This is a genomic window from Bradyrhizobium sp. UFLA05-89 (assembly GCF_059803475.1).
Genome location: NZ_JBANBA010000019.1, coordinates 19926 through 40914, shown reverse-complemented (window position 1 = coordinate 40914; position 20989 = coordinate 19926). Strand labels below are relative to the sequence as shown.

Annotated in this window: 16 protein-coding genes; 8 read left to right on the top strand and 8 right to left on the bottom strand. The window is 62.6% G+C overall.

What is annotated here, in order from left to right:
* Positions 1–11 precede the first annotated feature (11 nt).
* A complete protein-coding gene (locus SO139_RS12850; protein ID WP_449382787.1) occupies positions 12–2021 on the top strand; it encodes a putative bifunctional diguanylate cyclase/phosphodiesterase in 2010 nt (669 codons plus the stop codon).
* A 19-nt stretch (positions 2022–2040) separates the two neighbouring features.
* Here SO139_RS12850 and SO139_RS12845 read toward each other — a convergent pair whose 3' ends face one another.
* The 4 genes from SO139_RS12845 to SO139_RS12830 form a co-directional block, all read right to left on the bottom strand.
* Complete coding sequence (locus SO139_RS12845; RefSeq protein ID WP_449382786.1) at positions 2041–3219, bottom strand: acyl-CoA dehydrogenase family protein; 1179 nt, start codon at positions 3217–3219, stop codon at positions 2041–2043.
* A complete protein-coding gene (locus SO139_RS12840; protein ID WP_449382785.1) occupies positions 3216–5546 on the bottom strand; it encodes a bifunctional salicylyl-CoA 5-hydroxylase/oxidoreductase in 2331 nt (776 codons plus the stop codon). Before SO139_RS12840 ends, SO139_RS12845 begins: the two co-directional genes overlap by 4 nt.
* A 173-nt stretch (positions 5547–5719) precedes the next feature.
* On the bottom strand, positions 5720–6970 hold the full coding sequence (locus SO139_RS12835) for an NAD(P)/FAD-dependent oxidoreductase (RefSeq protein ID WP_449382784.1): 1251 nt from the start codon (positions 6968–6970) through the stop codon (positions 5720–5722).
* Between the two features lie 6 nt (positions 6971–6976).
* Positions 6977–8362 (bottom strand): aminotransferase-like domain-containing protein, encoded by a 1386-nt coding sequence (locus tag SO139_RS12830; protein WP_449382783.1) that lies wholly within the window; start codon positions 8360–8362, stop codon positions 6977–6979.
* Between the two features lie 275 nt (positions 8363–8637).
* Here SO139_RS12830 and SO139_RS12825 point away from each other — a divergent pair, with 275 nt between their 5' ends.
* The 7 genes from SO139_RS12825 to SO139_RS12795 all read left to right on the top strand — a co-directional run bounded on the left by SO139_RS12825 (position 8638) and on the right by SO139_RS12795 (position 16120).
* Positions 8638–9771: an ABC transporter ATP-binding protein gene (locus SO139_RS12825; protein ID WP_449382793.1), complete on the top strand. Its 1134-nt coding sequence runs from the start codon at positions 8638–8640 to the stop codon at positions 9769–9771.
* A 109-nt stretch (positions 9772–9880) separates the two neighbouring features.
* Positions 9881–10837: an ABC transporter substrate-binding protein gene (locus SO139_RS12820; protein WP_449382782.1), complete on the top strand. Its 957-nt coding sequence runs from the start codon at positions 9881–9883 to the stop codon at positions 10835–10837.
* Positions 10838–10885: 48 nt separating this feature from the next.
* The gene (locus SO139_RS12815) at positions 10886–12097 is read left to right on the top strand and encodes an ABC transporter permease (RefSeq protein WP_449382781.1); all 1212 of its coding nucleotides are present in this window, start codon (positions 10886–10888) and stop codon (positions 12095–12097) included.
* 4 nt (positions 12098–12101) lie between these two features.
* The gene (locus tag SO139_RS12810) at positions 12102–12932 is read left to right on the top strand and encodes an ABC transporter permease (RefSeq protein ID WP_449382780.1); all 831 of its coding nucleotides are present in this window, start codon (positions 12102–12104) and stop codon (positions 12930–12932) included.
* A 40-nt stretch (positions 12933–12972) separates the two neighbouring features.
* Positions 12973–14370, top strand: coding sequence for an ethanolamine ammonia-lyase subunit EutB (locus SO139_RS12805; RefSeq protein ID WP_449382779.1), 1398 nt, complete (start codon positions 12973–12975; stop codon positions 14368–14370).
* Positions 14370–15197: an ethanolamine ammonia-lyase subunit EutC gene (eutC, locus tag SO139_RS12800; protein ID WP_449382778.1), complete on the top strand. Its 828-nt coding sequence runs from the start codon at positions 14370–14372 to the stop codon at positions 15195–15197. The genes SO139_RS12805 and eutC overlap by 1 nt, the downstream gene beginning before the upstream one ends.
* A 449-nt stretch (positions 15198–15646) precedes the next feature.
* Positions 15647–16120, top strand: a complete 474-nt coding sequence (locus tag SO139_RS12795) for a hypothetical protein (protein ID WP_449382777.1) — start codon at positions 15647–15649, stop codon at positions 16118–16120.
* 55 nt (positions 16121–16175) lie between these two features.
* On the opposite strand, the gene SO139_RS12790 is transcribed toward SO139_RS12795, so the two are convergent.
* The 4 genes from SO139_RS12790 to zwf form a co-directional block, all read right to left on the bottom strand.
* Entirely contained in the window at positions 16176–16436 is a 261-nt protein-coding gene (locus tag SO139_RS12790) for a hypothetical protein (protein WP_449382776.1), read from the bottom strand.
* A gap of 124 nt (positions 16437–16560) precedes the next feature.
* Positions 16561–17235: a bifunctional 4-hydroxy-2-oxoglutarate aldolase/2-dehydro-3-deoxy-phosphogluconate aldolase gene (eda, locus tag SO139_RS12785; protein WP_449382775.1), complete on the bottom strand. Its 675-nt coding sequence runs from the start codon at positions 17233–17235 to the stop codon at positions 16561–16563.
* Complete coding sequence (edd, locus tag SO139_RS12780; RefSeq protein ID WP_449382774.1) at positions 17232–19064, bottom strand: phosphogluconate dehydratase; 1833 nt, start codon at positions 19062–19064, stop codon at positions 17232–17234. Before edd ends, eda begins: the two co-directional genes overlap by 4 nt.
* A 92-nt stretch (positions 19065–19156) precedes the next feature.
* Positions 19157–20641 (bottom strand): glucose-6-phosphate dehydrogenase, encoded by a 1485-nt coding sequence (zwf, locus tag SO139_RS12775; RefSeq protein WP_449382792.1) that lies wholly within the window; start codon positions 20639–20641, stop codon positions 19157–19159.
* Positions 20642–20989: the final 348 nt, after the last annotated feature.

The window sequence follows — 20989 nt, the reverse complement described above, 5'->3', positions numbered from 1 at the left end:
CTCGTTTCTCAATGCCTGTTGCTGATTTGAGATCTCACCTTGCGGCGGCGGTGCGCCTGTTTCGCGTGCCCGCCGACAATCCTGATCTGACGCGGGCCCAGTTTGACGCCTTTTCCAAGCAAATTCCGCTGCTCTACTTCATCCTGATCACCAACACGCTCGCCGTGGCCTACACCTACGTGCCGCTCGCCCCGGTCTGGCTGACGATGGTGGTGCCTGCGGTGCTGACCGTGTTCGCGGCCTTGCGGACGTTCTGGTGGCTGCGCCAGCGCCATCTCGTGCGTAGCGATGCAGACATCCTGAGCAACCTGCGCGCCACCAACTGGCTCACGGTTCCGATCGCGGTGGGATTCACCGCCTGGTCCTTCGCGCTCTACCCATACGGCGATCCCTTCGCCAAGAGCCACGTCGCCTTCTACATGGCGGTGACCGTGATCGGCTGCATCTTCTCGCTGATGCACCTCCGCTCCGCCGCCCTGATCGTCACACTGCTCGTCGATATTCCCTACGTCATCTTCTACTTCGCGACGGGCGAACCAACGCTGATGGCGATAGCGGTCAACGACCTCCTGGTGTCGGGCGCGTTGATAACAGTGCTGTTCATCTATTACCGCGACTTCGCCGACCTCGTCGCATCCCGCAAATCGCTGCTTGCGCAACAGGCGGCGACGCAGGCGCTCTCGGACGAGAACTTCCGCCTCGCCAATCTCGATTCCCTGACGGAGCTGCCGAACCGCCGCCGCTTCTTCGCCGAGCTCGCCAGCGCCTTCGGCGATGCCGAACGCCGGCAGATCCGGCTCGCGGTCGGGATCATCGACCTCGACGGTTTCAAGCCGATCAACGACAATTACGGCCACACCGTCGGCGACCGCGTGCTGATCGAGGCAGGCCGGCGCATCCGCGAGGTCTGCGAAGCTTTTGGCCCGCATCGGGTCGAGTTCGCGCGGCTCGGCGGCGACGAGTTTGGTCTCGTGGTGAGCGGCGATCCCAGCGACGAGGATCTCGCCGAGATCGGCGAGCGGATCGGCGACCGCGTCAAGCTGCCCTATCAGCTCGACACGTCGCACACCGGACTCTCCTGCTCAATCGGGTTTGCGCTGTATCCGCGCTCCGCAACGGATGCCGAAGCCCTCTACGAATGCGCCGACTATGCGCTCTATCACGCCAAGCGCCACGCGCGCGGCCACACCGTGATCTTCTCGAGCGAGCTGGAAGCGGAGATCCGCAGCCGCGGCGTCATCGAGAACCTGCTGCGCATGGCCGACTTCGACGCGGAGATGGAGCTCGTCTTCCAGCCGATCGTCGATGCCATGAGCGAGCGCACTGCCGGCTTCGAGGTGTTGGCCCGCTGGCACTCACCGCGACTAGGCCTCGTCTCGCCGGCCGACTTCATCCCCGCCGCCGAGCGCATCGGTCTGATCCGCAGCCTGACGCAGGCGCTGCTGGTTCGCGCGCTCGCGGCGGCCAAGACCTGGCCCGACGATATCAGCCTGTCGTTCAACCTCTCGGCCCACGACATCTGCTCATCCGACGGCATTTTGCCGCTGATCGCAGTGATCGAGAAGAGCGGCGTTCTGCCACAGCGGATCGATTTCGAGATCACTGAGACCGCGGTCACCTTCGATTTCGTCCGGGCGCAGCAGTCGATCGCCACCCTGAAAGCGATGGGCTGCGGCATCTCGCTGGACGATTTCGGCACCGGCTATTCCTCGCTCAGCCACGTCCACCGCCTGCCACTCGACAAGATCAAGATCGATCGCAGCTTCGCCGCCGACGTCAACGACAATCCCGTGAGCCACAAGATCATCAAGTCGCTGACGGGTCTGTGCGCAGACATGGAGATCGCCTGTGTCGTCGAAGGCGTCGAGACACGCGCGCAGCTCGAAAGCTTACGTCGCCTCGGCTGCGATTACATCCAGGGCTACTATTTCGCAAAGCCGATGCGAAGAGATGCGGTCTCGGGCTATCTTGCTGAGGAGCGCCAACGCCTCGGCGACGACGTCGCGCGCGCGAGCGCGTGAGCCCTCTTCGCCGATCGCCTCAACGCGGCTTCAAAAGCTCGCGCGCAACGATCAGTTTCTGGACCTCGGTCGCGCCCTCGTAGATTCGCAGCGCGCGGATTTCGCGGTAGAGGCTCTCGACGATTTCGCCCTTGCGTACGCCGCGTCCGCCGAACATCTGCACGGCGCGGTCGATGACGCGCTGGGCCGTCTCGGTCGCCGTCAGCTTGGCCATCGCCGCCTCGCGCGTGGTTGGACGCCTCTGAACGTCGCGGCGCCAGGCCGCGCGATAGGTCAGGAGCGCTGCGGCGTCGATGTCGGTCGCCATGTCGCCCAGCGCGGCCTGGGTCAGCTGGAGATCGCCGAGCGTCGCACCGAACATGTGCCGGCTCTGCGCATGCGATAGCGACTCATCGAGCGCGCGCCGCGCAAAACCGAGGGCCGCGGCGGCGACCGAGGCGCGGAAGATGTCGAGCGTTTGCATTGCGAGCTTGAAGCCGCCGCCAGGCGCGCCAAGCCGACGGCTCGCCGGAATCCGGCAGTTCGTAAAGCGCAACGTCGCCAGCGGATGCGGAGCGACGACGTCGATACGCTCGGCAATGGCAAAGCCTGGATCGGTGGGGAAGACGACGAAGGCCGAAATACCGCGAGCGGCCGGCGCCTCTCCGGTTCGTGCGAACAGCGTGTAGACATCGGCGATGCCGCCGTTCGATATCCAAGTCTTCTCGCCGTCGATGACGTAGTCATCGCCATCGACGCGCGCCGCGCACGACATCGCCGCAACGTCCGACCCTGCTTCCTTCTCCGACAGTGCGAAGGCCGACAGCCATTCGCCCGATCGAACCTTTGGCAACACGGCCTTGCGCAGCTCCGCCGAGCCGCCGAGCGCGATCGCGCCGGAGCCGAGCCCCTGCATGGCGAAGGCGAAATCGGCGAGCCCGTCAGCATAGGCGAGCGACTCGCGCGACAGGCAAATCGAGCGCGAATCGATCGTCGTCGCATCGCCATCAGGCGTAGCGACCGCGCAATCGAGCAACCCCGCCTCTCCCAAAGCTCGCACGAGCCTGCGGCAGGCGCCGTCGACATCGTCGTGGTCGATCCTGTCGAGGGCCCCCGACCGCACGAAGCCGTCGAGCGCATCACCGACCGCATGATGGCGCGGCTCAAAGAACGGCCAATCCAGCCAGTCGCGCCTGATCACCTTGGCAACAGAGCTCATTTTGAGTTCTCCTGCGCGGCCATTGCTGCGGCGCGGGCGAGATTGGTTTCATATTGGCCCTTGGCGGACAGATATTGCTTGGGCCAGGTGACGGCGGTGATACCGATGCGCGCGGCTTCGTGCAGCGTCCAGGCGGGATCGGCAAGGTGCGGCCGCGCAATGGCGCAGAGATCGGCGCGGCCTGCGGCGAGGATCGAGTTGGCGTGATCGGCCTCGGAGATTGCACCGACCGCGATGGTCTCAATACCAACCTCGTTGCGGATCAGGTCGGCGAACGGCGTCTGATACAGGCGTCCATAGATCGGCCGATCGTCCTTCCAGACCTGCCCCGACGAACAATCAATCACGTCTGCGCCCGCTTCCTTGAACAGCGCAGAGAAGATCGCCGCATCGGCCGGCGTGTTGCCGCCTTCGGTCCAGTCGTGGCAGGACAGGCGCACCGATGCGGGACGATCGGAAGGCCACACGGCGCGCATCGCGCTGAAGACCTCCAGCGGAAAACGCGCACGGTTGTCGTGGCTGCCGCCGTATTCGTCGGTCCGCCGGTTGGTCAGCGGCGACAAGAAGCTCGACAGCAGATACCCGTGTGCGCAATGGAGTTCGAGCCACTCGACGCCAGCTTCGGCCGCGCGACGCGTTGCCGCGACGAAATCGTCGCGCACGCGGTCCATGTCGCGGCGATCCATCGCCCGCGGCAGCTGGCTGTGGGGCAGGTAGGGCAGCGACGACGCAGAGATCAGCGGCCAATTGCCCGATTCCAGCGGCTCATCGATGCCGTCCCATGCGAGCCTCGTCGATCCCTTCCGTCCGGCATGACCAAGCTGAATGCCGACTTTGGCGTGTCCGAGGCTGTGGATCAGGTCGACGAGGCGGCGCCACTGCGCCGCTTGCGCGTCATTCCAGAGGCCGAGACAGCCCGGCGTGATACGCGCATCGGGCGAGACGCAGGTCATCTCGGCAAAGATCAGCCCAGCACCGCCCATGGCGCGCGCGCCGAGATGGGCAATATGGAAGTCGTTGATGAGCCCATCCTGCGCCGAATACATCGCCATTGGCGAGACCATGATGCGGTTCGCAAGGCCAAGCCCCCGCACGCGGTGCGGCGTCAGCATCGGCGGCGGCACCCGGTCGCCGTCCTTGACGGCGATGCCCGAGCGCGCGGCAAACCAGCGCTCAAACCCTTCCAGCCAGGTGCGATCGCGCAGACGAAGGTTCTCGTGGCTGATGCGCTGCGAGCGCGTCAGCATCGAATAGAAGAACTGCGGCGGCTCGAGCGTGTCGGCATAGCGCCGCCCGACTACCTCGAACCATTCCATGGCGTTCCGTGCCGCATTTTGGATGCGGGCAACGTCGACACGGCGCACCTCCTCGTAGGCTTCCAGCACGGTCTCGATCTTGTCGCGACTGTGGCCATGGCGGTCGAACTGGTTGGCGAGCTCGATGGCGTCGTCGAGCGCGAGCTTGGTGCCCGAGCCGATCGCGAAATGTGCGGTGTGCGCGGCATCGCCCATCAGCACGACATGGGAGCGGCCGTTGAACACGCTCCATTTGCCGCAGATCAGGCGGCTGAAATTGAGCCAGGCCGAGCCGCGCAGATGCCGGGCGTTGGTCAAGAGCTCCGCACCGTCCAGTGTCTCGGCGAAGATCTTTTCGCAGAATTCGATCGAACCCTGCTGGTCAAGGTCGCCAAGCCCATGGCCGCTGTAGGCCTCTTCCGTAGTCTCAACGATGAAGGTCGAGGTTTCACTATCGAACTTGTAGATATGCGCCTGGAACCAGCCGTGTTCGGTCCGGCGAAAGTCGAACGTGAAGGCATCGAACGCCTTCTTGGTGCCCAGCCAGATATAGCGGTTCGGCCGGATCACCATGTCAGGCTGGAACTGTTCGGCGTAGCGGGCACGGATCCTGGAATTGACGCCATCGGAGGCGATGATCAGGTCAGCATCGGGGAATTCGAGATCGGACTCCACATCGCGCTCGAAGACGAGCTCGACGCCCAGCGCCTCGCAACGTCGCTGCAGGATGTTGAGCAGGTGCTTGCGCCCGATGCCGATGAAGCCATGGCCCGTCGTGCGCTGGCGCGTCCCCTTGAAGACGAGCTCGATGTCGTCCCAGTGATTGAAGGCGTCCTCGATCTCGGTAGCGCTTTCGGGATCGGCGATCCGCATCGCCTGCATCATGGCGTCGGAGAACACGACGCCCCAGCCGAACGTATCGTAGGGCTTGTTGCGCTCGACGACGGTGACGACGTGCTCCGGGTGACGGCGCTTCATCAGAAGGCCCAGATAGAGCCCGGCCGGTCCGCCGCCGATACAGACTATGCGCATGATCCCTCGCTTTCGCGCGCCGCGCCGTGGGAGAGCTGCAAACCCTGTCAAACCCTAGGGCAAATTATTTTAAGTATAAAATATTTCGCCGGAACGCGGATTGTCAAGGGACTTCTCGGCCGCGCCGCCGAGCTGGTTTCTCGCGACGGGCGGTGAGCAGGCTGTCTTGTTCCTTAGCCGAACCGATCCACCCGGAATGGCGACAGATCCCACGCGCCATTTCCTCCCTCGACGAGGCCAGCGACGATGAGGCTCGTCACGCCAGCCAAGGTCATGCCGAGATGTCCGTGGCCGAACGCGTGAATGAGGTTCGGATGACGTCGGCTCGGCCCAATGATCGGCAATGAATCCGGCAGCGAGGGACGGAAGCCCAACCATTGCGCCTGTGGCGGGCCCAAATCAGGAAATAATTTGCGCACGCCGCGCTCGAGAAGTGCGGTTCGGTTAGGGTTTAACGGCGCATTCAGGCCGCCGAGCTCAACGGTGCCGGCGACCCGCAACCGGCCGACCATCGGCGTAATATAGAAACCAAGATCAATGGGGCTGACGGGCCTCCTGATTGGGCAAGCGTCCATAGCGAATTCGAGGTGATAGCCGCGCTCTGTTTCAAGTAGGACCTCATCTCCTACTTGCCGCGCAAGGGTTCGCGACCAGGCACCTGCCGCAAGAACAACCTTCCGCGCCTCGATCGCAAGATCGCGGCAAACTAACCTGAATCGGCCGGAGACCTGTGGCTCGATCCGTTCCACGCGGACACGTTGAAACGAAGCGCCATGGAATCGCGCAGCATCCGAGAGCCGCCGGGTGAGTTCGGGCGGATCGACGATGTGGGCGGCATCTGGGAAGAATAAGCCTGCCGCCACGCGAGGAAGCGCAGGCTCTAAGCGCGCAACATCTTCCGAGGTGAGCCATTCCTGCTTGACGCCCAACTCTTCTCGCAATTGGGCCGCCCAATCGCTGTTCTTCGGCGGCGGCTTTTCGCGATAGATGTAGAGGCAGCCCTCATCGCGGATGAGATCCGAAACATCGGCTTGGTCAGCCAGATCGTGCCAGGTCTGCGCGGCCTCCCTAAGCAAGCTCTGCAGCGCCCGGGCATTGCACCGCGCCCGCCTTGGAGTGGACTGCCAAAGGAAACGCGACACCCAGGGAAGCAGCGAGAAAAGAGCGGTCGGCCGGATGGCGAGCGGACTTTCCGAACCCAGGAGTAGATGAGGCAAGTTGCGCAGAACGTCGGGATTGCCGATCGGGGCACAGCCGTAAGGCGCGATGGCGCCGGCATTGCCGTAGGAGGCGCCGGAACCTGGATCGTTGGGATCGACGACGACAACGTCTCGGCCGGCCGCTGCCAGCCGAAACGCCGCAGCAAGCCCGACGATGCCGGCGCCCACGACAACGATGTCCGTTTTGATCAAGGCGGCGGCCATGACGCTTCAGACCGCACCGGAGATTTCAAGGTGGCCGTCATTCAAGAGGCCGGCGATGATCGCCAGTGCCTGCCGCAGGTCGCCGAGCGATGGCGCGGCTCCTAGATTGATCCGGACGGCATGGACCAGCGTCTCGCGCCCGACGGCAAAGGCGTCTGCGGGCAGCACGCCGACGCCACGCTGACGGCAGGCCCGAGCGAAGGCACCGCTCCGCCATGGTTCGGGCAGATGCAGCCACGCGTGAGGCGACGCCTCGTGGCTCTGAACATCGTATTCCGCAAGCGCATCGCGCAAGACGGCCTGCCTTCGCCGCAGCTCCTCGCGCTGAACTTCGATAATTCTCGCTGCGCCGCCATCCTCCAGCAGATTCGTCGCAATCAGCGCCGTGAGCGGACTGATGCTCCAGCAATCGATGCGCAGCGCGGCCGCTATATTGCCGAGAACGGCACGTGGCGCGACCACCAATCCAAAACGCAGACCAGGTGCGACGCACTTCGAAAGGCCACTGACGTAGACGGTCAGCTCCGGCTCGAGCGCCGCAAAAGAGGCAGCGGCCCCATCAAGCAGCGGCCGATAGACATCGTCTTCGATGATCAGCACATTGTGCCGGCGCGCGACGCCTGCGAGCGCAAGACGGCGCTCCTCGCTCAAGACCACCGTTGTAGGGTTGTGCAGGCTGGGGACGAGAAAAACGGCGCGCGGTCGCCAGCTCGCGCAAGCCGCTTCAAAAGCATCCGGCCGCATACCCTCCCGATCAAGCGGTAGACCACGCAAGTCGAGGCCCAGCGATCGGCATAGGGCGCTGATGCCCTGATAGGTGATCGAATCCGCCAATACGACATCGCCGCGCTGCGTCAGGGCACGCAGAACGCAGGCGAGGCCGTGCTGCGCGCCATCGGTCAGAAGCACGCGGCCGGCATCGCCATCACCAGCCACGCCATTCAGCCATTCGGCGACCGCGGTGCGCGCCCACAGTGGCCCCTCCGGCGGATGATAGTCCTGCAACGAGCCGTACCGGCGGTCCCTTGCGAGGCGCGGCAGCATTGTCGTCAGCGTATCCAGATAGGCGGAGGTGGCGGGTCGGTTGACCGACAGATCGATCAGGCCCGCCTCATCGCTGGGAGCGGATTTGAAACCACCCTCCTCCGCGTCGCGCGAAGCGATGAGCGTCCCGCGGCCGGGACGAGCTTCGACGAGCCCACGCTGCTGCAAGGCCGAGAAGGCGCGCGTCACGGTCGTGACATTGATGCCGAGCGCACGCGCGATTTCACGATACGGGGGCAGCTTGTCGCCGCTCGCCAGTTCGCCGCTGGCGATGCGCGCGCCGATGGCATCCGCCAGACGTTGATAGAGCGGTTGATCGCCGGCCGGCAGTTCCAGATTCTCAAGCATTCCTTTTCCGGCGTCCCGGAGTCCTCGTTTGCCCGCGTTTTCTTATCACACGGCCCGGCGCCATACAAATAATCTTGTATGCACCGAATCTGAGCAAAAAGAGCGAATTTGGTCGCATTGTATGACGTATAATTGGAGTTGACCGCACGATCCGTCGAATATATCGTCACCCAAATCCAAGTTGTATGGCATTACAACTTGACAAGCACCGCGAACAGCAGCGCCTCGACGCGATCTCTCGCAAAGGGGCCGAAGCACGGGGAACGGTCATGACGATGGCGGCAAAGGTTGCGGGCGCACCTGCAATTGGGGGGCAAGCGGACGCCAGATTCGTCGAGTTCGTCGACGTCGAGAAGTCCTACGGTACGTTTCGCGCAGTCCGTAGTCTGAACTTGTCCATCGGTCGCGGCGAGTTCCTGACGCTGCTCGGCCCGTCTGGCTCGGGCAAGACGACCACGCTGAACATGTTGGCGGGATTTGAACGGCCAACCCAAGGCGTCATCACCTTGGACGGGAAGTCGGTCGACCGCCTGCCGCCCTATGAGCGCAACATCGGCATGGTGTTCCAGAACTACGCCCTGTTTCCCCACATGAGCGTAGCCGACAACGTCGCTTTTCCCCTTTCCGTCAGGAAAATGCCCAAGCAGGAAATCGCCTCCCGGGTCATGCGCGCGCTGGAGATGGTGCGCCTGGGGCAATTCAAGGATCGCAAACCCACTCAGCTGTCGGGAGGACAGCAGCAGCGCGTCGCGCTGGCTCGCGCACTCGTATTCCAGCCGGCGCTCGTCCTGATGGACGAACCACTCGGCGCTCTCGACAAGAAGCTACGCGAGCACATGCAGATCGAGCTGAAGCAAATTCACGAAATGCTCGGCGTCACGATTGTCTACGTGACCCACGATCAGAGCGAAGCGTTGACGATGTCGGATCGCGTCGCGATATTCGAAAGCGGAGCCATCGTTCAGATCGGCACGCCCGATCAACTGTACAAGGAGCCGGCGACCGCGTTCGTGGCCAGCTTCATCGGCGAGAACAATGCGCTCGAGGGCGTTGCCGAACGCGTCAGCAACGGTCAGTGCCTCGTTGCGCTCCCGACGGGATTGCGAGCGACCGCACGATCCATCGGCGACATCCGCCCCGGCGCACCGGTGCATCTCGCGATTCGCCCGGAGCGCATCGGATTGTCCGCTACTACGGGAGGAGCGGAGAATCATTTCCGGGCCAAGGTCGACGGCCGCATCTACCACGGCGACCATCAGCGCCTGCTCGCGCGCCTGCCGAGCGGACAGGTTTTGACGGTGAAGATCGACGCGGAGGCGGCGCTCGCAACAGGCGACACGATCGATCTTTGCTGGCCTGCCTCGGAATGCCGGGCCTTTCCGACCGGCGCGTCCGCCAATGCAGTTTAGTAAGCTCAGGGAGATACCCATGACACGAGTGTGCAGAACGGCCTTAGCCTTGGCGAGCGCGGCGATCGTTTCGCAATGGCAGCCCGCGAACGCTGAGGAGCTTACGGTCATGGCGACAGGGGGCGCCTGGCAGACCGCGCTGCGTCAAGCTTGGTTCGAGCCCTTCGCCAAGAAAGCCAACATCAAACTCAACGAGCAGGAATACACGGGCGAGCTTGGCAAGATCAAAGCAATGGTCGAGACCGGCAATGTCCCTATTGATCTCGTGACCGTCGAAACTTCGACGGTTCTTCAGGGCTGCGACGCAGGGGTCCTGATCCGTCTCGACTATTCAAAGATCGCCGACCGGTCGAAATTCCTCCCCGGCACGGCACTCGATTGCGGCGTCGGTATCGACGTTTACGGCGACGTTCTTGCCTATGACACGACGGTGCTGAAGGAGGCCCCGACTTCGGTTCTCGACATTTTCGACACGAGGAAGTTTCCTGGCAAGCGCGCCATGCGCAAGGCGCCAGCGCAGAATCTCGAGTGGGCGCTGATGGCCGACGGCGTGCCGATCGACGACGTATATAAAGTACTGGCGACCCCGGCCGGCGTCGATCGCGCCTTCAAAAAGCTCGACAGCATCAAGAAGGACATCGTTTGGTGGGAGGCTGGTGCACAGCCGCCGCAACTCCTGGCTTCGAAAGAAGTCGTCATGACGACCGCGTGGAACGGGCGCATTCAAAACGCAATCGACCAGGATCAGCGGCCATTCGTGATCGTTTGGAATAACCAGATTGTCGAGTACGACATGATCGCGATCCCGAAGGGCGCCAAGAACCAGGATCTGGCCTACAAATATCTCGCCTACGCCGCCGAGCCCGAGGTGAGCGCGCAGTTGGGCCGCTTCATCCCCTATGGCCCGGTGCGGGCCGACGCAACTGCATTCGTCCCCAAAGAAGTTCTGCCGAAGCTCCCGACCGCGCCGGATCACATGAAGACCTATCTGGTGAGCGACGTCGAATTCTGGGGCGACCAGGGCGAGGACCTCGTGAAACGCTTCAACGCGTGGCTCGCCCAGTAGGCGGCAATCGCCTGACGCCCGGCTCATGGCGGATGCAAGGAGCGCAAGATGACATCGATCGCAATGCCCGCAATCAGGGGAAGAGAGCACAGCGAGAGCCTTCGTCCGCTGGCGCTGGCTGCCCCGCTCCTGCTGCTGTTGATCTTCAGCTTCGGTGCGCCGATTGTCGCACTGCTCTCACGAGCCGTTTATGAGCCGACGATCGCCAATGCGTTGCCGCATACCATCGATGCGCTGCGTTCGGATAACGGAGCGGGCGTGCCGAACGACGCTGCGTTCCTTGCTCTTGCAGCGGACCTTAAGCAGGCGCAGGCAGCGGGTGCGGTCCCTGAGTTCGCCAAGAGCCTCAACACCCGCCTGCCCGGCGCGCGCAGCCAGGTGCTACGTCTCGCCCGGCTGGCAAGCCAGGATCAGGCGACAAGCAAGGAGGCAATAATCAAGTCAGCGCCGCTCCTCGGCGAAGCGAAAAGCTGGACGGCGATCCGGGCGGGAACGCATCGGTTTACCTCGTTTTACCTTCTCAGCGCCTTCGATTTGCGGTGGACGGACGAAGGAACGATTGGCACGGTTCCCTCCGGCCAGGCGGTTTTCTTGCGCGTATTTGGTCGGACCTTTCTGGTCGCCACGCTCGTTACCCTCGCCACTTTGGCGCTCGGCTTTCCCCTCGCCTACCTGATCACCCACCTCCGTCCGGCAACTGCCGCGGTGGTTCTCGTTCTGGTTCTGCTGCCGTTCTGGACGTCGATCCTTGTCCGAACGGCTGCCTGGACGGTACTGCTTCAGAAATATGGCCTCCTCAACGATCTCCTGCTGTGGCTCGGCCTGACATCGGATCGTCTCGAATTGATGTACAGCCGCGCGGGACTGATCATCGCGATGACGCATATCCAGTTGCCCTTCACGCTGCTCCCGATTTACAGCGTGATGCGTTCGGTCCCCCCATCGCTGATGCGCGCCGCGCAATCGCTCGGCGCCCGCCCACTCACCGCTTTCTGTCGGGTCTATCTCCCGCAGGTCGTTCCGGGCGTTCTCGCCGGCTGTCTGCTCACCTTCATTTTGTGTCTCGGCTATTACATCACGCCGGTCCTGATCGGTGGGGCGAGCGACCAGTTGATCAGCAACTTCATCGCCAACTACGTCAACGCGGAACTGAATTGGGAGATGGCGGCGGCGCTCAGCTTCGTCCTGCTCGCCTCGACCCTCGGCCTCTATGTAGCCATGACCCGTTATCTCGGTCTCGATCTCTTCAAGATGGGGTAAAGCCATGCTGCTTTCGCCATATCCGACCACCGGCGAACGGCTTCGCGTGGCCGCGCTCTGGTTCTGGTGCGTTCTCGTCCTCATCTTTCTGGTCGTGCCGATCTTCGTACCCGTGCCCCTCTCCTTCAACAGCGGATCGTTCTTTACCTTCCCGCTCGCCGGATTCTCGACCCGCTGGTACGAAGTCGTGCTCGGTACGCCGCGCTGGCGGGCTGCTATCGGCAATAGTCTGCTGATCGGCTTCGGAGCGACCATCCTGGCGACGATACTCGGGACCCTCACCGCGATAGGCCTGTCAGACCCGAAATTCCCTGCGCGCCGTTTCGTCGTCCCACTGCTGATCTCGCCGCTGATCGTCCCGGTCGTGGTGACCGCTGTCGGCACCTATCTCTTCTACGCCAGAATCGGTCTCGCCAATACTTACGCCGGGATCGTTCTTGCTCACACGGTCCTTGCAAGCCCGTTCGTCGTGGTGACCGTCGGTGCCAGCCTCACGGGCTTCGATCGGAATCTGATGCGTGCGACGGCGATCCTGGGCGCCAAGCCGCTCACCGGATTCTTTCGGGTGATGCTACCGCTGATCCTGCCCGGCGTGCTCTCCGGGGCGGCTTTTGCCTTCGTTACGTCATTCGACGAGGTCGTCGTCGTGCAATTTCTCGCCAATGCAGATCAACGAACTCTACCGCTCGAGATGTTCACCGGCCTGCGCGAACAGCTAAGCCCGGCCATTACCGCCGCAGCGACGCTGATGATGGCGCTATCGATCCTGCTTTTGATCGTCGCCAATCTCCTGGCGCGGCGCTCGCGCCGGGACGCCGGCGTCCTCGCTGAATGAAGACGTCTGACAAAACGTCTCACGCCATGAGGAGCCCCGCATGTCTTACAGCACGACGCTTGGCGGCACACGCTGGACCTTTGCGGATCTGAAGACGCTTCTCGGCAAAGCGTCGCCGGCCCGCTCCGGCGACGTGCTGGCTGGCGTCGCGGCTCAGAGCGCCATCGAGCGCGTGGCCGCTCAAACTGCGTTGGCCGATCTTCCGCTCAAGACCTTTCTGAACGTTGCACTCATTCCTTATGAGGAGGATGAGGTTTCGCGCCTTATCTACAACAGTCATGACCTCGCGGCCTTTGCGCCGATATCGCATTTGACCGTCGGCGAGTTTCGGGAATGGCTCCTGGACGAAAAGACGACAACGGCCGATCTCACGCGGCTTGCTCCGGGGTTGACGCCCGAAATGGTCGCCGCCGTTTCCAAGATCATGCGCGCGCAAGATCTAATCGTCGTCGCCGCCAAGTGCCGTGTTATAACGGCCTTTCGCAACACGATTGGGCTTACGGGCCGCCTATCCACTCGTCTTCAGCCAAACCATCCGACTGACGATTCGCGCGGCATCGCTGCCAGCCTCCTCGATGGGCTCATGTTCGGCATTGGCGACGCCGTGATCGGCGTCAATCCTGCGACAGACGGCTTGGACGACTACATGCGGATCGTTGCCTTGCTCGACGACGTCAGGCAGCGTCTCGATATCCCGACACAGACCTGCTGCTTGGGTCACCTCACGACGGCGATGCGAGCGATCAGCGCAGGCGCCCCCGTCGATCTCGTCTTTCAGTCGATCGCCGGCTCGGAAAAGGCCAATCGCAGTTTCGGAATTGATCTAGCGCTGCTCGCGGAGGCCAATGACGCCGCACTCTCCCTGGGCCGCGGGACTGTCGGTCGAAACGTAATGTATTTCGAGACGGGACAGGGCAGCGCCCTCTCCGCCGACGCCCATTTCGGTGTCGATCAGCAGACGATGGAGACACGCGCGTATGCCGTGGCCAGACGATTCAATCCGCTCCTGGTCAACACAGTCGTCGGCTTCATCGGCCCGGAATATCTCTACAACGGCAAGGAAATCACGCGAGCCGGCCTGGAGGATCATTTCTGTGGCAAGCTGCTTGGCCTGCCGATGGGTTGCGACGTCTGCTACACGAACCATGCGGAAGCCGACCAAGATGACATGGACGCGCTGCTCACGCTGCTGAGCGCCGCCGGCGTCGCCTTCGTCATCGCCGTTCCCGGCGCAGACGACGTCATGCTGAACTATCAGAGCCTGGCGTTCCACGACGCTCTCTACATTCGCGGAACACTCGGAAAGCGAACCGCTCCCGAATTCGAAGCGTGGCTGCAGCGCGTGGGCGTCATCGATCAGGCCGGTCGAGCGCTCGAAAAGTCCCCCACCTCCGCGATCGCGCCAGCGATCACACTGATCGAATCGATGGTGGGCTGATGCAGGACGACCGGTCAGATAGCGGCGATCGAGCTCCACAAGCGAGCGGCGGACTGGAGCGCCTGCGTAGCTTCACGCCCGCCAGGATCGGATTGGGACGAGCCGGCTCCGGGCAATCTACCGTCGCGACGCTCAACTTCCTGGCTGATCACGCACGCGCCAGAGACGCCGTCCATATCCCCCTCGATTTCGAGCCGCTCGAGGAACGCCTGCGCGCCCAAGGTTGGAGTATTGTACGGATACGCACCGCCGCGAACGATCGAGCCGAGTATCTTCGTCGCCCTGATCTTGGGCGACGCCTTTCGTCGGAAGGACGCGAGGTTCTGAAAGCGCAGCCAGCCGGCGGCGACGTCGTGATCGTCGCTGCCGACGGTCTTTCTTCGTCGGCGATTGCGGGAAATCTCGCGCCGCTCGTCGAGCGCCTTCGACTTCTGTTGCTGGCCAGAGGGCTCAGCCTTGCCCCGTTTGTGCTCGTCGAGCAAGGCCGCGTCGCTGTCGGCGACGAGATCGGCGAACTGCTGAACGCCAAGCTCGCCATCGTTCTGATTGGCGAGCGTCCTGGCCTTTCGGCAGCCGATTCCCTTGGCGCCTATATCACATGGCGACCACGCGTCGGCACGATGGATTCGTCTAGAAACTGCATCTCTAATATCAGGCCGGACGGACTGCCAATTGAGGACGCCGCCGCACAGATCGACGCCTTGGTCAGCCGCGCGATTTCGCATGGGGTGACCGGGGTTGCCCTAAGTGACCTGCGTTCGTCTGCAGCTGTTTCCATCCCAGCTTCAGGGAGCTCTAAGCAGGCGGATTCTCGCAACGGCCCCTGACTCGACGTGTCGGGATGGCACCTTGGCGATCAGCTGCAAGTTCTTGTGCTAGGCTATGGAGTGCGAGCTGTGACGCGTGCAGTCAGTGGCTCCGCCGCACACGCCCGGTAAGCTATCCCTTCGAAACGCCAGAAAGTTACAGAGTCAGTCGCTCCGCAGCGGTCGCATGTCAATCGCTCCTCGCCGAGCATGTAGCGTCCGCGGAGCGCGGAAGCGGCATTTTTGCAAGACGGACAAACCAATAAGAAATTGCGCATACGCCAGCGCATCACCAGACTATCCAACACCTTCGAACGCCCCTTCGTGAGTTCTCGTAGAGGTGGAGATTAGCGGACCTTTGCACGCCTGAATGTTCGATTGCTAACACAGGAACCGCGATCACTTGCCCAGGCGTCGTAGTGGCGTTCTTTTCAGGAAGTGGTTACTCTGGGCAGAACCGCGAGAGAGCAATGAGCGATGACGCGAAAGATGCAGGCCTTGTGGCGCTGATCAGCGGCATTCTGGGCGGCAAGTCCACGAAAGAGCAAGCTTCAAGGTCGCATCCGCTCGAGGCTGCCCAGTCAGCGCCGACGAGCACGACCGCGCCTCAGGTGCCGGAGATACCGCCAACGCTCCAAGAGGAGCCCGTGACCTCCTCCGCGCCGCAAACGAAGCCAATTGCTCCCATGTCAACCAGCGGCCACGATGAAAAACGAGCGCGACTGCCGGCTGTGGCGATCGCCGACCTTGTTCTTGGCGAGCTTCGCAAAGTAGATGGCTTTCCGAACTCAGGCGTCTCGATCGTCGTCTACGGGTATCGGCCATGGAATGCCATGATCAGGTTCGCCCCGTTCTCGACCACTTCCCAAAATGCAGCACGGCTGCGATACGCTTTGCCCGACGTCATCTTCAGGCTGCGGCAGTACGTCGACGTCGAAAATTAGGTTCTGCCGGCAAATTACCGGTCGGCAATCGAGCTTTCGCTCACGGCCTGACTTCCTATGATGAGACATCAGCGCGAGTTTGCAGGTCGGAACGAGCTAGCACCGCTCGCATCTTGGCTCGTGACGCCTCGAAAGCAATGATGGCGCGGGAAGCAACTCTCTCGCGCGTCGTCTCGGTGAGCTCATCGCGATACGACCGGCACTCGCGGGTCAGGTCGAACTGCGACTGATCGGCAAGACCAAGGAAGTACAATTTGCGGCCAAGAAAAACGCGGCTCTCCTTGTCGGCATATTCGAGAATACCGGCCGCCAGCATCAGATTAAGGGACGGCGTCGGCCTGACGGCCGAGGACGATTTTGCCTTGTCGCTTTGCTTCTGCGAGTGCTGTCGAGCAGCTTGAAGCGCAAAATCGCCGTTGATGGAACCAGCAGGCTACGCGTCAAATCGGCAACCGTCCGGCTTGCCGTTTGATTTTTTGTAGCCCTGCCGCTTGCTTGCTGGCTACGGTCAGGGCCTCCCAGTCGCGCGCTGCGATCGCTTCGGGCCTGAGCATCCAGGAGCCGCCGACGCAGATCACGTTGGGAAGTGCGAGATAGTTCGGGGCGGTTTCTGGCGTCAGCCCGCCTGTCGGGCAAAACTGCAGTTGAGGTAACGGAGAAACCAGCGACTTCAGATAGGGAATCCCGCCGGCGGGCTCGGCCGGAAAGAATTTCGCAAATTGATAACCGCGCGCGATCAGTGCCATGGCCTCGGAAGCACTGGCCACTCCAGGCAGAAGCGGCATCCCCAAGGCACCCGCCGCGTTGAGCAAGGCGTCTGTCGCACCGGGCGACACCGCGAAGCGCGCGCCGGCTTCACGCGCCGCCTCCAGCTGGTGTGGGCTGAGCACCGTACCGGCACCGACGACCGCGCCCTCGACTTCAGCGGCAATGATGCGGATCGCTTCGAGTGCGGCCTGCGTGCGCAGGGTCACTTCGATGACGGACAAACCACCGGCGACCAAGGCACGCGCCAATGAAGTGGCGTCGACCAGCTTTTCGATCACCACGACTGGAACGACCGGCGCGCGGCACAAAATGTCCTTGAGCCCGCTCTGCGGAAGGAGGGTCGTCATGCGTTCAACCCTGAAAAAATGCTGGCACCGCGATCTGCAGGGCCGACGGACGCGCGCAATTGGGAGAAGAGCTCTCGGCCGATTCCGACGTGCGAGGCAGACAGATCTTTGCTGGCAAGCGGACGGGCCGCCCATTCGTCGGCAGGCACCCGAACGGTCAACGTTCCCGCGACTGCATCCATGCGGATGAAGTCACCGTCGCGGATTTTGGCGACCGGGCCTCCGTCGAGCGCTTCGGGCGTGAGATGGATTGCAGCGGGCACCTTGCCTGAGGCGCCCGACATCCGGCCGTCGGTGACAAGCGCAACCTTGAAGCCGCGATCCTGCAAGACGCCGAGCGGCGGCATCAGCTTATGGAGTTCCGGCATGCCGATCGCGCGCGGGCCCTGAAAGCGGATCACGGCGATGAAATCGCGATCGAGCTTTCCGGCCTTGAAGGCCGCCTGCAACTCCTCCTGCGAATGGAACACCAGCGCCGGCGCTTCAACGACATGCCTTTCAGGTGCAACCGCGGAGGTCTTGATGACCGCCCTGCCAAGATCGCCTTCGAGAATCCGCAAGCCGCCGGTTGGGCTGAAGGGCCTCTCGATGCCGCGCAGTATCGCATCGTCGGCGCTCGTGGCCGGCCCTTCGCGCCAGACGACTGCGCCAGAGTTGCTGAGGATCGGCTCCTGGCGGTAAGAGGCCAATGTCCCGGCAAAGGCGGTTGCCGCGTCCGCATGCAGCAGACCCGCGTCGAGCAATTCACGGATGACAAAGATCGTGCCGCCGGCAGCATGAAACTGGTTCACGTCAGCCTGGCCATTCGGATAGACCCGCGCCAGCAACGGGGTGACTTCGGCTACCCGTTCGAAATCGCGCAGGTCCACCGTCAATCCCGCCGCCGCCGCCATGGCTACGAGATGGATCACAGCGTTCGTCGAACCACCTGTGGCGGCGATGCCCGCCATCGCATTGACGAAAGAGCGCTCGTCGATCATGCGGCCGACAGGCAAGAACTGCGAGCCCAAGGCACTGAGGCCGATGACCTGCCGGACCGCTTCTCTGGTCAGGGCCTCGCGCAGGATCGTGTCCGGATTGACGAAGGATGCACCTGGCAACTGCAGGCCCATGAATTCCAGGAGCATCTGATTGGTGTTGGCCGTGCCGTAGAATGTGCAGGTGCCGGGCGCATGATAGGATCGCGCCTCGACTTCCAGCAGAGCAGCTCGATCGACCTTGCCCTCGGCGAAGAGCTGGCGAACGCGGTTCTTCTCGGCGTTTGGGACGCCCGAAGGCATCGGTCCCGCGGGAATGAAGATCGCCGGCAAATGCCCGAACGACAAAGCGCCGATCACAAGGCCAGGAACGATTTTGTCGCAGATGCCGAGAAGCGCGACGGCATCGAATGTTTGGTGCGACAAAGCGACCGCAACCGACAGCGCAATGACGTCGCGTGAAAACAGCGAAAGCTCCATTCCGGCCTCGCCCTGGGTGATCCCGTCGCACATGGCGGGAACACCGCCCGCGACCTGGGCGGTCGCGCCGATCGCGCGCGCTTCCGACCGGATCAGCTCCGGATAATGCTCATAGGGCTTGTGAGCCGAGAGCATGTCATTGTAGGCGGTGACGACGCCCAAATTTGGCTTCACACCCAGGCGCAACGCATCCTTGTCGTTTGCCGCGCAAGCGGCGAAACCATGCGCCTGATTGGCGCAACCCAAACGTTGGCGATGAGGCGCGGCGGATGCCGTGCTCGCGATGCGATCGAGATAGCGCGACCGCGCATCGCGGCTGCGCCGGACGATCGCCTCGGTGACCTCGCCGATTCTTGCGTTCAAAATGGCCATGCCTGGTCCTCAGTCTCTTGCGTGAACCGCCTTGAGTTCAGTGTGTCACTTGTTTCGAGGGCTCTCGGCGCCAGCAATTCTTGCTGGCTTCGTCACGCCCATTCACCGTCCTCGACCCATGTCCGACCATCGCGCTCGATCAGAGCAATCGCGGCCGAGGGTCCCCAACTGCCGGCGACATAGGGGCGTGGCGGCTCTTTCGAGTCCGACCAAGCTTGGCGGATTGGATCGATGAACGCCCAGGCGGCCTCGACTTCGTCGCGCCGCATGAACAAGGTGGCGTTGCCGCGGATCACGTCCATCAGCAGCCGCTCATAGGCCTCCGGCGCATTGTTCCCGAAGGCCTTGGAGAAGCTCATGTCGAGCGAAACATGCTGAAGTCGAAATCCACCTGGTCCCGGCTCCTTGATCATCAACCAGAGCTTGATGCCTTCGTCGGGTTGAAGGCGGATGACGAGCTTGGTTTGATGAACCTTACCCGCACTCGCCGCGAACAGCGCATGCGGGGCCTTGCGGAAGGTGACGACGATCTCGGAAATGCGTTCGGGCAATCTCTTGCCGGTACGCAGATAGAAGGGCACGCCGGCCCAGCGCCAGTTCTCGATTTCGAGCTTCAGCGCCACGAAGGTCTCGGTGGCGCTGTCCGGGTCGCCAACCTCCTCGGCATAGCCGCGCACCGCTTCGCCAAACGCCGCGCCCGCACGATATTGCCCCCGCACGGTCCGCTCGGCCGCATTGCTGGCGTCGATCTTCAGCAGCGACTGGAGCACCTTGCGTTTTTCATCGCGCACCGCATCGGCTGTGAGTGACGCCGGCGGCTCCATCGCCACGAGACAGAGCAATTGCAGGAGATGGTTCTGCACCATGTCGCGCAGCGCTCCCGACTTGTCGTAATAGCCAGCGCGACTCTCGACGCCGATGCTTTCGGACACCGTAATCTGGATGTGGTCGATATGACCCGAATTCCATAGAGGCTCGAACAAGGCGTTGGCGAAGCGCAACGCCATGAGATTCTGCACCGTCTCCTTGCCGAGATAGTGGTCGATGCGGAAAATCTGGCTTTCGGCAAAAACTTCGCCGAGAGCGTCGTTGATCTCGGCGGCCGACGCGCCGTCCTTGCCGATGGGCTTTTCGACAATCACGCGTGTCGCGCTTGTGATCAATCGATGTGCCGAAAGCCGATCGGCTATCTTTCCGAACAAGTCCGGCGAGGTGGCCAGATAGAACGCCCGAACGCGCACGGGATCGTCGCCAAGACTAGCTTTGAGGTCCGCCCAACCGAGATCGCCGCCTGCATCCACGACGACATAATCCAGCAGGTCGACAAAGCTTGCGAGCGCCTCGGGATTGCACGCGCGGGCGGGATCGAAGCGTTTCAGGGCATCGCCGACGGCGATGGCGAATTCCCGCCTGCTCATCCGCTGCCGCGAGACGGCGACGACGCGCGTTCCCGGTGAAAGCTGACCTTCATGGTGACGGCGAAACAGCGCCGGATAGAGCTTGCGGTAGGACAGATCGCCAGTCCCACCGAAAACCACCAGATCGAAGGGTTCGACTTGAAGAGCCTGCGTGATCATTTTCAAGACAGCTGTCCCATGTTTCGCGGCGACCAGACTGCACCCCGACCCACAGACGTCAGTCTGACGTCGGCGAGGCGCTGCCACCCGGGTGGGACGAACAACCCGCAACTGTTAGGGGCTGCCGCGACCGTTCGGACGCGTCGCGATCGGTTCAGCGTCGCCAAAAGACCCAAAGCCATGAGTCCCAGGGGCGGCCCCACCTTCCCATCCACTCAGCGCTATGTCAATAAATAAATCATTTTGGTTTATTTATTGACCTGTTCTCTATCTCGTGTTAAGCGCCGAGGCAGGTCTAAGAAGAGACACTTGTGTCTCCTCAGCCGGATTCCGGAATTTGCGCATCTC